Origin of the sequence: Pseudoalteromonas sp. TAE56 (genome assembly GCF_000497955.1) — a bacterium.
Lineage (GTDB): Bacteria > Pseudomonadota > Gammaproteobacteria > Enterobacterales > Alteromonadaceae > Pseudoalteromonas.
The window spans coordinates 16076-30937 of sequence record NZ_AUTN01000085.1; the positions used below are offsets into that span (position 1 = coordinate 16076).

General features: G+C 40.0%; 10 protein-coding genes and 2 pseudogenes (1 of these 12 running past the window's edge). 5 read left to right on the forward strand and 7 right to left on the reverse strand.

The annotated features are described in order from the left end of the window. Window positions 1-179 precede the first annotated feature (179 nt). Window positions 180-1619, reverse strand: a complete 1440-nt coding sequence (gene hldE / locus L656_RS0108960) for a bifunctional D-glycero-beta-D-manno-heptose-7-phosphate kinase/D-glycero-beta-D-manno-heptose 1-phosphate adenylyltransferase HldE (protein WP_024598956.1) — start codon at window positions 1617-1619, stop codon at window positions 180-182. Then, window positions 1619-2208: pseudogene (locus L656_RS01000000122085) on the reverse strand (SIS domain-containing protein). The gene hldE and the pseudogene L656_RS01000000122085 overlap by 1 nt, the downstream one beginning before the upstream one ends. Before the next feature lie 182 nt (window positions 2209-2390). Here L656_RS01000000122085 and waaA point away from each other — a divergent pair. Continuing rightward, entirely contained in the window at window positions 2391-3689 is a 1299-nt protein-coding gene (gene waaA, locus L656_RS0108970; protein WP_024598957.1) for a lipid IV(A) 3-deoxy-D-manno-octulosonic acid transferase, read from the forward strand. Further along, window positions 3686-4234 (forward strand): DUF1415 domain-containing protein, encoded by a 549-nt coding sequence (locus tag L656_RS0108975; RefSeq protein ID WP_024598958.1) that lies wholly within the window; start codon window positions 3686-3688, stop codon window positions 4232-4234. Before waaA ends, L656_RS0108975 begins: the two co-directional genes overlap by 4 nt. Before the next feature lie 62 nt (window positions 4235-4296). Here the strand turns inward: L656_RS0108975 and L656_RS0108980 are convergent, their stop codons facing one another. From L656_RS0108980 to purL, 4 genes are all read right to left on the reverse strand, one after another. Then, the gene (locus L656_RS0108980; protein ID WP_002961068.1) at window positions 4297-4626 is read right to left on the reverse strand and encodes a YdbL family protein; all 330 of its coding nucleotides are present in this window, start codon (window positions 4624-4626) and stop codon (window positions 4297-4299) included. An 11-nt stretch (window positions 4627-4637) separates the two neighbouring features. Then, window positions 4638-4835: a YnbE family lipoprotein gene (locus L656_RS0108985; protein WP_024591450.1), complete on the reverse strand. Its 198-nt coding sequence runs from the start codon at window positions 4833-4835 to the stop codon at window positions 4638-4640. Between the two features lie 2 nt (window positions 4836-4837). Next, complete coding sequence (locus tag L656_RS0108990; protein ID WP_024598959.1) at window positions 4838-7288, reverse strand: YdbH domain-containing protein; 2451 nt, start codon at window positions 7286-7288, stop codon at window positions 4838-4840. Window positions 7289-7409: 121 nt separating this feature from the next. Then, on the reverse strand, window positions 7410-11300 hold the full coding sequence (gene purL, locus L656_RS0108995; protein ID WP_024598960.1) for a phosphoribosylformylglycinamidine synthase: 3891 nt from the start codon (window positions 11298-11300) through the stop codon (window positions 7410-7412). 211 nt (window positions 11301-11511) lie between these two features. Here purL and mltF point away from each other — a divergent pair, with 211 nt between their 5' ends. Both mltF and L656_RS1000000123265 read left to right on the forward strand, forming a co-directional pair. After that, on the forward strand, window positions 11512-13020 hold the full coding sequence (gene mltF, locus L656_RS0109000; protein ID WP_024598961.1) for a membrane-bound lytic murein transglycosylase MltF: 1509 nt from the start codon (window positions 11512-11514) through the stop codon (window positions 13018-13020). A gap of 164 nt (window positions 13021-13184) precedes the next feature. Then, window positions 13185-13352 carry a hypothetical protein gene (locus L656_RS1000000123265; RefSeq protein ID WP_170071949.1) on the forward strand — a complete coding sequence of 56 codons (168 nt, stop codon included), beginning with the start codon at window positions 13185-13187 and terminating at the stop codon, window positions 13350-13352. Here the strand turns inward: L656_RS1000000123265 and tadA are convergent. Next, the gene (gene tadA, locus L656_RS0109010; RefSeq protein ID WP_024598962.1) at window positions 13349-13870 is read right to left on the reverse strand and encodes a tRNA adenosine(34) deaminase TadA; all 522 of its coding nucleotides are present in this window, start codon (window positions 13868-13870) and stop codon (window positions 13349-13351) included. The genes L656_RS1000000123265 and tadA overlap by 4 nt on opposite strands. A gap of 178 nt (window positions 13871-14048) precedes the next feature. On the opposite strand from tadA, the pseudogene L656_RS0109015 reads away from it, so the two are divergent. After that, window positions 14049-14862 (forward strand): annotated as a pseudogene (locus L656_RS0109015) (inosine/guanosine kinase); it runs 440 nt beyond the window's last position.

Sequence of the window (14862 nt, forward strand, 5' to 3'; positions counted from 1 at the left end):
GCAAACTAAATAATACCAATCTACTTATATATGGGGTCTATTTAACGTTAAGGAAATTACGCTAGAACTAGGCAAAAGTTTTTGTATCTAGTTGTTCTAAATAAAAAATTTTTAACGACGTTGTAGTGCAATTTAAATCGTTAAATTGATCAAAGATTTATGCAGGTTGGTATAAGTAATTACTGTTTAATTTTACTAATTACTTTTGATGTTGAGCACCCATCTAAAAATTCAAGCACTTCAACTTTTCCACCATGGCGAAGCACATGCTCAGCACCCGCTATTTGCTCTACGGTGTAGTCGCCACCCTTAACTAAGATATCAGGGCTTATTTGCTCAATTAATTTAGCGGGAGTATCGTTTTCATCTAGACTGCCAAACGGAATAACCCAATCAACTGATGAAAGTGCACTAAGTACCATTGCACGCTCATCTAGCGGATTTATTGGACGATCTGCCCCTTTTAAACGCGTAATAGATTCATCATTATTTAATCCAACAACGAGCCTATCGCCTCGTGCTTTAGCTTGCGCTAAATAACGTACATGCCCTGCGTGTAAAATATCAAAACAGCCATTGGTAAATACAATGGTTTCGCCGTTTTGTTTTGCAAATTCAATATGCTGAAGTACATCATCAAATGGTGTTTGGTAATGCTCACCAGTAGTATGTAAATACTGACCTAGCTTGCGGCTTAGCTCTTCTGGAGAGACCGTTGCGGCACCAAATTTACTAACCGCTATACCAGCAGCTAAATTAGCAACTTCTACAGCATCTTTAGGTTCCATACCCGCGCCAAGCATAACCGCGAGTGTAGCTATAACCGTATCACCAGCGCCAGTTACATCGCTTACTTCAAGTTCTTGCGCTGCAAAATCAAACTTTTCATCTGCATTAATCAGCGACATACCTTGCTCAGAACGCGTAAGTAACATGGCTTTAATGCCATTTTTGCTAATTAAATCACGCGCACTTGCTGCTAAAGCTTCTTCTGAATCGGTTTGACCACCCGCTAACTTAAACTCATGTAAATTAGGCGTAATGTAATCAGCACCTTCATATAAATGTAAATCTGGTGATTTAGGGTCGATTAAAACCGTTTTTCCGGCGCCCTTAGCAAGGCTTACCATCTCTTTAATTAAGCTCAAAGATCCTTTGCTGTAATCAGAGAACACAATAAAGTCGTATTCATCTAGTACAAGTTCTAAGCGGTTTAGTAGTAATTGACTATGTTGCTCAGTAAACGTTTCTTCTAAATCAAGGCGAACTAGTTGTTGATGGCGGCTAATAACGCGCATTTTAGAAATAGTCGGTAAATCACATACACTAACTAACTGTGAGCTTATTTTTTCACCTTTTAAAATGGTCTCTAAAATCTGCCCACTTTCATCTTCACCAATTAAGCCCAGTAAGCCGACTTTTGCATCTAACCGTGCTATATTTTTTGCAACGTTAGCTGCACCGCCCGCTTTGTCTTCAAATTTACTTACTTTAACAACAGGTACTGGCGCTTCTGGCGAAATACGCCCTGTGTCGCCATACCAATAACGGTCTAGCATTACGTCGCCAACAACTAATATACGTGCTGCCGATAAGTTTTTTAATAACGATAAATCCATTACTGCTGCTCCGCAACAACCATATCCATGGCTTCACATAACCAGTGACCTATAAACATGTGAGCTTCTTGAATACGTGCTGTTTCGTCATTTTTTATAATAATAGGTAACTTAGCAATATCTTTTACTTTGCCGCCATCACGCCCTGTTAAAGCGACTGTAAAAGCACCTAGTTTATTTGCGGCTTCTAATGCTAAATTAATATTGTTGCTAGTACCTGATGTAGTTAAACCAATTACTAAGTCTTCTGGTTTACACAGCGCTTGAACTTGACGTTCAAACACCGTATCAAAGTGATAATCGTTGCTGTGTGCTGTTAAAATTGATGTGTCGGTGGTCAATGCCATAGAGGCAAGCGGACCACGTTCTAATTTGTAACGCACTACAAATTCTGCTGCTAAATGCTGCGCATCGGCTGCACNCCGCCGTTACCAAACCAAACAATCTTGCCACCAGCTTGTAATGCACTGTGGCATGCTTCCAACAGTTGCATAGATTCTTGATGATAAGCTTCCATCGTTTCAAATAATGCTTGATGACGGTTTAATGTTTCAACGTAGCTAGTTGCCACTGAATCGATAATTGACATGAAAAATTCCTCTAGGAACTGAAATAGCAGGGAAAAATTAAATCCATTATTCCATAATTTTATTTAATTGTGTTCATTTTATCGGGTTATAACTGAACCCTGGCCATATTTTATTGCGAGTATGTTTAGAAAACGACTATTTCACGGTAAACTAACGCCACTTCCCTTTAAGAAAGATCAGTATGGCACGCATTTTTTACTCCCTTGCATTAATTTTTATCAGCCCACTGATTGTATTTTACCTTTATGTTTTACGAGGTAAAAAAAACCAAGGCTATCGTGCACACTTTAAAGAGCGCTTTGGGTTTGTCAGTAAGTCTTTATTTACGACCAAAACCAAACCTTTAGTTTTTCATTGTGCTTCTGTTGGTGAGGTACTTGCCGCAACGCCACTTATTAAAGCTCTGCAAAAAGCGCATCCAAATTTAAATATACTTATAACCTGTAATACTCCAACAGGCAGAGAGCAAATACTTAACCAGTTTAAAAATACTGTGGCGTGTAGCTACTTACCAATCGATTTTCCGTTTGCGACAGCCCGATTTTTAAAGCGTATAAAGCCACAAGTATTATGTATTTTAGAAACAGAGCTATGGCCAAATTTAATGGCGATAAGTCACAAAAAAAATATACCGGTACTTGTCATCAATGCAAGACTCTCTGAAAAGTCGCAGCAGGGCTATCAAAAGGTCGCTAAATTAACGCATATTATTATGCGCTCAATTACAGCACTTGCGAGTCATAACAAGGCCGATTCGGAGCGTTTTATAGAGCTTGGTCTTGAAACTTCAAAAAGCCATGTAACAGGTTCAATTAAATTTGATATAACACCAAGTGAAGAGCAATTAGCTGAAGTACTCAACCTTAAACAGCTTTATAACAGTAATGAAGACAATAACGATGAACGCTTTGTATGGGTAGCAGGCTCAACACATCCTTTAGAGCATGAGTTAGTATTGGCGGCTCACCAACAGCTACTAAAAAAGCAACCTAATGCATTACTTATAATTGCACCGCGCCATCCAGAGCAGTTTGATAAAGTGGCAGAGCTTTTAACGCAAAGCCCACTTAGTTTTAGCCGTCGTAGTCAAAATAGCTATAGCAATGAGCAAGTCCTCCTTGCTGATACGCTTGGTGAACTACAGTGTTTGTATGGCGCTGCAAATATCAGCTTTATTGGCGGCAGCTTAATACGTAGAGGTGGGCATAACCCACTGGAATCAGCTGCATTTTCAGTAGGCGTAATAACAGGTCCACACACATATAATTTTGATCATGTTTATCCCGAGCTTATAAAGCTTAAAGGCGCTGTAGTGGTTGATAACAACGACGAACTGGCAAAACAGCTTATAACGTTTAGCCAAAACACAAAAGCATGCCAAACCTTAGGCATTAAAGCTGCTCAATGCGTTGCTAAAAACCAAGGTGCAATACAAAAAACACTTACCATTATTAACCAATATTTAGAGCCAAAACCGTGACCAACATAGCTATAAGCCAAACCCGCGAATGGGTGTCATCTGTTATTGTTAAATATAACTTTTGCCCGTTTGCACGCAAAGAAGTAGAAAATAACTGTATTCATTACATCGTAAGTCCAGCAGCTAGTATGGATGATGCTGTAATGGATATGCTTGAGCAATGTGTTGAGCTTGACCGTGAACCAGAGCGCGAAACAACCCTTATCATGTTTGACAACGGCTTCAGTGACTTTGAAGACTTTTTAGACTTGGTCGATTTAGCTAATGCACTTTTAGTCGCGCAAGGCTTTGAAGGTAAGTATCAAATCGCTAATTTTCATCCTGACTACGTATTTGCCGACAGTGATGAAACTGATGCTGCAAACTACACAAATAGAGCGCCTTTTCCTACTCTGCATTTAATTCGCGAAGCAAGTATGAGTGAAGCGCTTGATAGTTACAACGAGCCCGAGTCGATTCCAGAGCATAATATAAACCTAGCAAGGCGTAAGGGGATTGATTTTTGGCAGCAGTTACTCGAAGGCTGTAAAAAACCGAGCGCTTAAAGCGCTCGGTTTTATTCTTGATTTTATTCTTAGCCTTAGCAAAATAAAGCTAGCTGGGATCGCTATTTTTTAACCCAGTTACCATTTACTTCAACGTAATGACCACTTTGGGTTTTTTCAATTGTTTTAGCGGCAGCAAGCGCTTCAACTTGTGAAAGCGACAAGTTATTCTTTTTAGCGAGCTTTAAGTACTGCGCTTTACGCTTTGCATTAATGTCATCAACAACGGCTTTTGCCTCTGCGTTTTGTACAACAAGTCCTAAATAACCAGAGCTATCTTCACCTACTAAACCTTGGTTTTTAGCGTCATCAAGGCTAATAGCCCACGCAGAGAACGACATACATACTGCACTAACTAACGTAATAATATTTAATTTTTTCTTCGTATTCATGTTTTAGCTCCTTAAAATAACTCACTGTCGTCACTAAATAAGCTGTCGAGTTCTTTATCTACTTTTACGCGAATTTCGTGGTCGACCTTCACATTTAAATTAATCGTAATGGGCTCTTTAGCAGATACCTCAACTCGGTGCGTGCAGGCACTTAGTGCACTAATAACACCTAGCCCGAGCAGTACTTTTATCAATAACGACTGTCTCATTATTAGTTTCCTTTTTGTGAGTATTGTTGCTCAACTTTCTGTGTAATTTCGTCACTTAAACGCAGTGCGCGTAAAAGTGTAAATACGTTTTCTTCGTGGTTATAATTAAAGTTAACCTGCTGCTGCTCTGCTTTATTATAGCCTTGTAAATTAACCTCAAGCTTTAACCAGCCATCGTTTTTTAATGCCACACTGCTATTAAGTTTTTGAATATCTAAATTAGTTAATAGCCCTAATACAGGTTGCAACTCTTGCTGTTGCTGCATTACTGAATCAAACGCTGCATTATTGGTAATTTTTAAATTACCGGTGCCTTGGCTAAATAAACTACCGTCAATTATTTCAATTTTTCCACTATCAAAATGGACAGGTAAAGATCCCGCCAAGCGCCCTGTTAATACAATGCCCGACTTATCATCGAGTGTAACGAGTTTACTTGCATCAATGTTTTCAAACTTAACATTGGCAACTTGGTTTGGCTTCCCTACTGTGTAGGTATCTAGAGAAAACTCGCCACCAAACACACTTCCTTTTACATCATTTATAAGCGCGGTATTGTTATTCACTTGCCACTGCCCTTCAATCGCTTTAACTATGGCACCAGCTCTAAATTCATTTAAACTAAAGGTAGTTGGTTTTACATTAAGCTTACCTGAATTATATTCCCCGCTAAATGCACTATTTAAATCATTTGCAAGGTAGTTGTTATACAGTGCACTTGCGTGACTTACATCCATATTGAACGATGCATTTTGCAAGTTTACATCGCCACTAATATAGCCATTAAATTCGCCCTTAGTTAGCTGCGCAAGTGGCTCAAATTGATTAATAAAAGTATTTAATGGCAGTACACTTTGCTCAGGAATAATCACTTCAAACGGATGAGCTTGCGACGATACATGATGATTTACCACTAACTCAACATCATTTACAAATACATGATGCGTGGCTTTTAGTGCACGGCTTTGCAAGCCTGTAGACTCTACTTTTATATTATTAAGTTTTATGTCGGGGCTATTAGCAGCCTTTATACTTGTTTTTGCTGTCAGCTCCGCAAATAACTCACCTACGCCTAAATTAGCATTTGCTGTTAATGTGTTACTTATATCTGTGGCTTTAAATTCTTTATTTTCTGCGCTTTTTAATTGCTGAGTTAATGTAACTTCTGCATTTAACTGCTTATCCATTTTTGCAGTTAAATCACCTTGGTATTGCACTGCACTTATATCAAACGCATCTACACTATTAAGCGTTAATTTAGCATTTATAAGCCCAACTGGTTTTGAGTCAATAAACTCACTTAAATCAAAGTAACCACTAAGGCTAAGCCCATTAGCTGTTGCAGGAACAAATTCAGGCAAGCTTTCAAGCGCAACCGCGTAATCGCCTTTAATTGCAGTGCCCACTAACTGAGCATTAACGCTGAAATTATTTATATCGGGTGTGCTTATTCTCGCTGATAAATTTGTCTGTAAGTTTTCAAGTGGCGATTTAATATTAAGTGCTGTATCGGTTATTAAAATATTGAATTGCTTATCGCCTTCACTCACCAAATTAATTGCAGGTACATTCAGGTCGCTCCCCTCTAATCGAATTGATTGAGGAAGTTTAAGTTGCCAATCTAAAGGGACTTGATTGCTCACAAAACCTGCGTATTCACTCGGTGGAATTAACTCGGTACAGCTTGATGTTAAAGTAATATTGTTATTAAGCAGGTCAGTATTAAGCATTAACACTTGGCTATTTAAATTAAAATGAGTTACCAATTTGCCTGTCGTTAATACGTTAAACTGGCATTGCTCAGAAGTATGAGCAAACTGGGAACTGATATCGCCATTTAACTCAAGATCTATACCGTCAAAGCTAAACGCTTGCTGGGTATTAAAGTTAACATCTGCTATTGAGGTGTTTTCAGTATTTAGAAGCTGCTTTAAAAAAGTGTCATTAATCATGAACTGACCACTTATTTTATTAGCAGCCAAAGTTGCACTCGCGTTTATATCACCCGTGACACTAAATTTATTTAGCTCGGGTTCTAATATACTTATTTTTAATGGCTTATTGAGTTCATCACTTTTTACTACAAGCTGTTTAATGCTGATTAATGGGCGATTTAAGGGAAGCGCTAAATCGAGATTTTTAGCAAGTTGATTAGCATTATCACTTTTAGGCAGTGGATTAACCATTAACACTGCATTTTTAATATCTACACGCTTTGTATTTGCAGTTATATCCGTCAGTTGTAACTGTTGATTTTGATAATTTACACACACTTTATCAGCATGAATATTTAGCTCAGACGTAATTGAAAAATCAAGGCAGTTTAATGTGACACCTGCTTTTTTAAGCTCAGGCGCTATAGCCCACTGTAATAAAGGTAAACGAAATACATAACCAAGTAGCAAGGTACTTAGTAATACAGCCCCAACAATTAAACCAACTCGCTTAAACATACTATCCTTAAATGCTTTGTGCTTTTAGCTAAAACTATACTAATCAAAAAAGGCTGCACAATGCAGCCTTTTTTATTTTACAGTAAGATTATGAATCTAACTTGTATAAACGCAAATGTAATTAACCTATGTTTTTACGTGCGTTACGGAACATACGCATCCACGGGCTATCCTCGATCCACTCATCAGGATGCCAAGAGTTGGCAACGCTTCTGAATACGCGTTCTGGATGCGGCATCATTACAGTGGCGCGACCATCTGTTGACGTAATACCTGTAATACCTTCTGGAGAACCATTAGGGTTAGCTGGGTACTGCGTTGTAGGGTTACCGTAGTTATCTACAAATTTAACCGCTACAGTACCGCTATCAAGCGCCGCTTTAGTGGCTGCATCGTTTGCAAACTCAGCATGACCTTCACCATGAGAAACCGCTATAGGCATACGCGATCCAGCCATTCCGCTAAAGAATACAGACGGATTCTCTTGTATTTCTACTAAACTAAAGCGTGCTTCAAAACGCTCTGATTTATTAGTTACAAAACGCGGCCAATGTTCAGTGCCAGGGATCAACTCTTTTAACGTTGATAACATTTGGCAACCGTTACATACACCTAAGCTAAAGGTATCTTCACGATGGAAGAAGTTTTGGAACTGATCACGTGCCATGTCGTTAAACAAAATAGACTTAGCCCAACCTTCACCAGCACCGAGTACGTCACCGTAAGAGAAGCCACCACATGCCACTAAACCTTTAAACTGATCTAGTGTTAAACGACCTTCTAAAATGTCGCTCATGTGTACATCAACAGCTGCAAAACCTGCACGGTTAAACGCTGCCGCCATTTCTAAATGAGAGTTAACACCTTGCTCACGTAAAATAGCCATTTGCGGTTTAGCACCGGTTGCAATATATGGCGCTGCTATGTCTTCGTTTAAATCAAAGTTAAGTTTTACATTTAAGCCTGGATCTTTCGCATCAAATTTAGCATCAAACTCTTGCTTAGCACATTCAGGGTTATCACGGCGTGCTTGCATTTGATACGTTGTTTCAGCCCAAATAGTACGAAGCTCAGTACGCGTATGATTAAGTACCGTATTTTCGCCACGGTTAAATATAATCGTATCATCGCTATTAAGCGTGCCAATGTTGTGGCTAATTGCTGCTATACCATGTTGTTCAAACACCGCATTTACTGCATCTAAATCAGCATTTGCAACTTGAATTACGGCACCTAGCTCTTCGTTATAAAGCGCTTCAATGTCAGAGCCTGTTAAAACAGCTAAATCAACCGTTACACCGGTATGACCCGTAAACGCCATTTCAGCTACTGTGGTAAATAAACCACCGTCTGAGCGGTCATGATAAGCAAGTAACTTACTATCAGCCACAAGCGCTTGCATTGCGTTATAAAAGCCTTTTAATAACTCTGGGCTATCAACGTCAGGTGTTACATCACCCAATTGCTTATAAACTTGCGCAAGGCTTGATGCGCCCATGCGGTTTTTACCCGCACCTAAATCAACTAATATAAGCGATGTATCGCCTTTATCTGTGCGCAATTGTGGCGTTACTGTTTTACGTACGTCGTCAACACGACCAAACGCAGTTATAACCAGTGAAAGCGGCGATGTTACTGATTTCTCTTGTGAGTCACCTTCATCTTTCCATGTCGTTTTCATCGACATAGAATCTTTACCTACTGGAATCGTTAAACCAAGAGCGGGACAAAGCTCTTCGCCTACGGCTTTAACAGCTTCGTATAAACCAGCATCTTCACCTGGGTGACCCGCTGCTGCCATCCAGTTTGCCGATAACTTAATATTTTCAAGGCTACCGATGTTTGCACAGGCAATGTTAGTTAACGACTCAGCTACCGCTAAACGAGCCGATGCGCCGTAATTAAGTAACGCAGCCGGAGTACGCTCACCAAGTGACATAGCTTCACCGTGGTAAGTATCATACGTTGCTGCAGTTACTGCACAGTTAGCAACAGGTACTTGCCAAGGACCGACCATTTGATCGCGCGCGACTAAACCCGTAACAGATCGATCGCCGATTGTTATAAGGAATGTTTTTTCTGCAATGGCTGGTAAACGCATTAAGCGCTGCGCTGCATCTGCTGCATTTATTAATGTAGTATCAAGCGCTTTGCCAACAACTTGCTTTGACGTTACATCGCGGTGCATTTTAGGTGCTTTACCTAATAATACGTCCAGCGGTAAATCAACAGGGTTATTTTCAAAATGGCTGTCTGACACTGTTAAGTGAGGTTCAGCTGTTGCTTCACCAATAACAGCGTACTGGGCACGTTCACGCTTACAAATTGCTTCAAAGCGGTCAAAGTCTTCGATACCAACAGCGAGTACATAACGCTCTTGTGATTCATTACACCAAATTTCGTGTGGTGCCATGCCTGGTTCATCATTAGGGATGCTACGTAATTGGAACTTACCACCACGTCCGCCATCATTAACAAGCTCAGGAAACGCATTTGATAAACCGCCAGCACCTACATCGTGGATGAATGCAATTGGATTTTCGTCACCTAACTGCCAACATTTATCGATAACTTCTTGGCAACGACGTTCCATTTCTGGGTTTTCGCGCTGTACTGAAGCAAAATCTAAATTTTCGTTTGATTGACCTGAAGCCATACTTGATGCAGCACCACCGCCTAAACCAATGTTCATTGCAGGTCCACCTAGCGCAATTAATTTAGCGCCAACAGGAATATCGCCTTTTTGAACATGATCAGAGCGAATATTACCCAAACCACCGGCAAGCATAATTGGTTTATGATAACCACGTACTTCTTCGCCATTATGGCTTGTTACTTTTTCTTCGTAAGTACGGAAGTAGCCTAATAAGTTAGGACGACCAAACTCATTATTAAATGCAGCACCACCTAGTGGACCTTCTGTCATTATATCAAGCGCGTTAACAATGCGACTCGGCTTACCAAAATCGCTTTCCCATGGTTGCTCGTAACCTGGAATACGTAAGTTTGATACAGTAAAGCCAACTAAACCTGCTTTTGGCTTAGAGCCACGACCAGTTGCGCCTTCATCGCGAATCTCACCACCAGAGCCTGTAGCCGCACCAGAGAATGGCGCGATAGCTGTTGGGTGGTTATGCGTTTCAACTTTCATTAGTATTTCAATGTCTTCTTGATGATACGCATATTCACCTTGCGCATTTGGGAAGAAGCGACCCGCTTTTGAGCCTTTCATTACTGCCGCGTTATCTTTATACGCCGACAATACATTTTCAGGATTTAACTCAAACGTATTTTTAATCATTTTAAACAGCGATTTTGGCTGCTCTTTTCCATCGATTGTCCAGTCAGCATTAAATATTTTATGACGACAATGCTCTGAGTTTGCTTGTGCAAACATAAACAATTCGATGTCGTTAGGGTTACGCCCTAACTTTATAAAGTTTTCTACTAAGTAATCTATTTCGTCATCAGCAAGGGCAAAACCTTGCTCAACATTAGCTATTGCTAATGCTTCGCGGCCGCCACCTAAAATATCGACAGACGACATTTGGCGCGGTGCATCACTACGAAACAGTTGTGCAGCATCTTCAAGCTCACTATGCGTGGCTTCGGTCATACGGTCGTGTAATAACGCAATCACTTGTTCAAGTTGTTCTGCGTTTAAGTCACCTTCAACATAATAAGCAATACCGCGTTCAACACGGTGAACCTGTTTTAAACCACAGTTATGGGCAATATCGGTTGCTTTAGATGCCCAAGGTGAGATGGTACCTGGGCGAGGTGTAACAAGTACAAGTTTGCCAGCTGGGGTATGCTCGGCAATAGTTGGACCGTAAGTTAATAGTTTTTCAAGCTTGGTTTGCTCAGAGCTACTCAACGGCGATGTTAAATCGGCAAAGTGAGCATACTCGGCGTATACGTTAGTGACTGGAAGTTGCGATTGTTGGCAACGCGCTAAAATTTTATTAACTCTGAACTCTGACAGTGCTGGTGCACCACGAAGGATCAACATAGGTAATTTCATCCGGGGTTAGGGATTGAACGATATTTTAGGCACGCATTATAGTCCAATTAGCATTCAGATTTAACTCAAAATTACGCTTTTCATAAAATTAACTTTTTAGCTTTATTTATAGCCGCTTTTGGTTAATAAAATAAAAGGTAAAGTGACGCGATGGCTTAGTTTTGCTATAACGGTGGCTGGCGAGCTTAAGGGGCACTCAATGTTCAAAGAAAAACTAATAATAATCATTACTTTAGTTATGCTGTTATGTGCATGCGATATGCAAGAGCAGCCAACTCAACTCGCCCAAATAAAAGAACAGAATAAAATTCGTGTGGGCACCCTTGCGAGTGCTAGTAATTATTATCAAGCCGTTCAAGGTGAACAAGGCTTTGAATATGAGTTATCTCAAGCCTTCGCCGAATATTTAGGTGTAGAGCTTGAAATAGTCCCTTTCTTTAACTTATCTGACATGTTTGAACGCCTTGAAAAGGGGGATTTAGACTTAATAGCCTCAGGCCTTACCTATAATAAAACACGTGCAGAGCAATACCGCTATGGTCCGACTTACAGAACAATCAGTCAAAAATTAGTTTATAAGCAAGGGCGCGTTCGTCCTCGAGAGTTTGACGACTTAGACGGAAACTTTACCGTTATAGCCAAAAGTAGTCACTCGCTTACTTTACAAAAAATAAAGAAAAACAATCCTGATTTAACATGGACAGAAAGCGAAGAATTTGATGAGGAAGAACTTCTTCAAGCCGTTATTGATGGCGAGATAGATTATACCCTTGCCGATACACATACGCTTTCTTTATTTAGGCGCTACCATCCAAATTTAAGTATAGGATTTTCAGTTAGTCACAACGACTCAATTGCATGGATACTCAATAAATCAGATGACGACTCTTTATATGCGTTGTTGGTGCCATTTTTTGGTGACGTGAAGCAAAGTAACCAGCTCTACGTACTCGAAGAGAAATACTTTGGTCACGTGCGCCAATTTAATTATGTAAATACCCTTGCTTACATAGAAGCTATAAAAGAGACCTTACCAACATACCAACCATGGTTTGAACAATATGCAGGAAGCTTGGATTGGCGTTTATTAGCCGCACTCAGTTATCAAGAGTCGATGTGGAATCCACGAGCAAAATCACCTACTGGCGTGCGCGGTATCATGATGTTAACACGCAGTACAGCTAAGCAGGTGGGTGTAACAAATAGGCTGGAGCCGGAACAAAACATTCGTGGTGGCGCTAAATACTTAAGCAAGCTTATTAAACGTATTCCTGACCGTATCCCGCAACCCGACCGCACATGGCTTGCTCTTGCCGGATACAACGTAGGTTGGGGGCACGTTAATGATGCGCGTATAATTACCGAGCAACAAGGCGCAAGCCCAGACAAGTGGGCTGATGTAAAAAAACGCTTACCACTGCTAATTAAAAAACGCTATTACCGTAAGACTCGTTACGGTTATGCTCGCGGAGATGTGGCTGTAAAGTATGTTGATAACATACGCCGCTATTACGATGCACTTGTTTGGTTAGATGAAAATGATGCTATTGTTACAGAACCTGAGCCAGAACCAATTACAGAGCTGAGCACTGATACCAAGCCAAAGCTAAATGAAACAAGTGAAGTAAAAAGTGAAGCAAGTGAAGAGCAAACAGAAAAAAAACAACCTATAATTGAGCCTAAACAGTTGAGCGGAAATAATAACTAAGATTAATATAAGTACCCGTTTATTGAGCATGTAAGTAAACAAAATTTAAGTAAATTAAATATCTGTTTACTTGTCATCAAATGATCACTAATGTGTATTAATTATATATCATTATTTTATAAGATATACCCTGTGCCTTTCTCACTCTTGCATTAGGAGAACACATGCTAAAACGTAGACGTACACAAAAATTAAAACGCAATGTCATTTATTCAACAGCTACACGCCGTCGTATTATGTTACGTGGTTTACATAAGAAAATAATCTGGCGTCGACGTATGTTTGCAATGCAACAAATGGAAGCACCAATACCAGAGCCGCTTGCAAATTAGCTTGAACAAGGCTTATTTGCTTGATCATCACGAGCAGCTTTCTTAGCTGCTTTAATTTGAGCTCTTCTACGTTTAAAAAAATCAGAAATAGTATCACCGCACTGTTGTGCCAAAACACCACCGCACACCTCAACTTGATGATTTAACTTAGGCTCTTGTAATAAATTCATAATTGAACCCGCAGACCCAGTTTTAGCATCGAGCGCACCAAATACTAAACGCTTTATTCTGCTATGCACTAACAATCCCGCACACATAGAACAAGGCTCTAACGTTACGTATAGAGTACAATCAATTAAGCGGTAATTGTTAAGGACTCTTCCAGCTTCTCGCACTGCAATCATTTCGGCATGGGCAGATGGGTCATTATCCGTTATTGAGCGGTTATACCCCACTGAAACTAGCTGGTTATCTTTAACTACAATTGCTCCAACCGGAATTTCATCAAGCAGCTCTGCTTGCTTTGCATACAAAAGCGCTTGTTTCATCCAGTAGGAATCATCAAATGGTTCGTTCATTATTTCTACTTAAATAACCTTTTATGCTGTAATTATACCTAGTTAGCACTCTAAAGTGCGTCATTCATTACTTTATTGCAAAAATAAAACACTATTTACCTGTTTGTAATGGCTCAGTAGTGCTGATTTACGTTATAATCGCACGCTTTTTTTATTTAGCTCACAACACGGGTAGCAAATGAAATTTCCTGGACGCCGCAGGCATAAACATTATTTTCCAGTGGAAGCCAAAGATCCACTTACCAATCAACTTAACGCAACAGAGCGATTACAACGTAGTTATATTACGGGTATCGATCAAATCGTTGTTGATATAGAGGCAAAAGTTGATCAAGCTTTCCTTGACGAATTTCAACTACGTAGAGGTATGTCGCAAGTTATTGATAGCGACATAACAAACGCCTTATACGATCGTTTAAAATTAAACGATATGGTTGATTTTGAGTTTGCAGGTGGAACCATTGGTAACACTATGCACAACTACTCTGTACTTGCAGATGATCGCTCAGTTTTATTAGGCGTAATGAGCGAAAATATAAAAATAGGTAGCTACGCTTACCGTTTTTTATGTAATACCTCAAGCCGTGTAGACTTAAACTATCTTCAACCAGTTGATGGGCCTATCGGTCGCTGTTTTACATTAATTGATGAAACTGGTGAGCGTACTTTTGCAATAAGCGCAGGCTTAATGAATCACTTACGTCCTGAGTCTATCGATAAAGACCTTATTGAAAATTCATCAGCGTTAGTGATCAGTGCCTACCTAATGCGCACTCAAGGTAGCGAAACAATGACTGAAGCCACCATGCAAGCGGTTAAATACGCTAATGATGCAGGTGTGCCAGTTGTGCTTACACTTGGTACAAAGTTCTTAATTGAACAAGACCCGACTTGGTGGGCAAACTTTGTTGAAAAGCATGTTGATATTCTTGCTATGAACGAAGAAGAAGGTTTAGCTATTACTGGTTTTGAAGACCCTCTCCTAGCTGCCG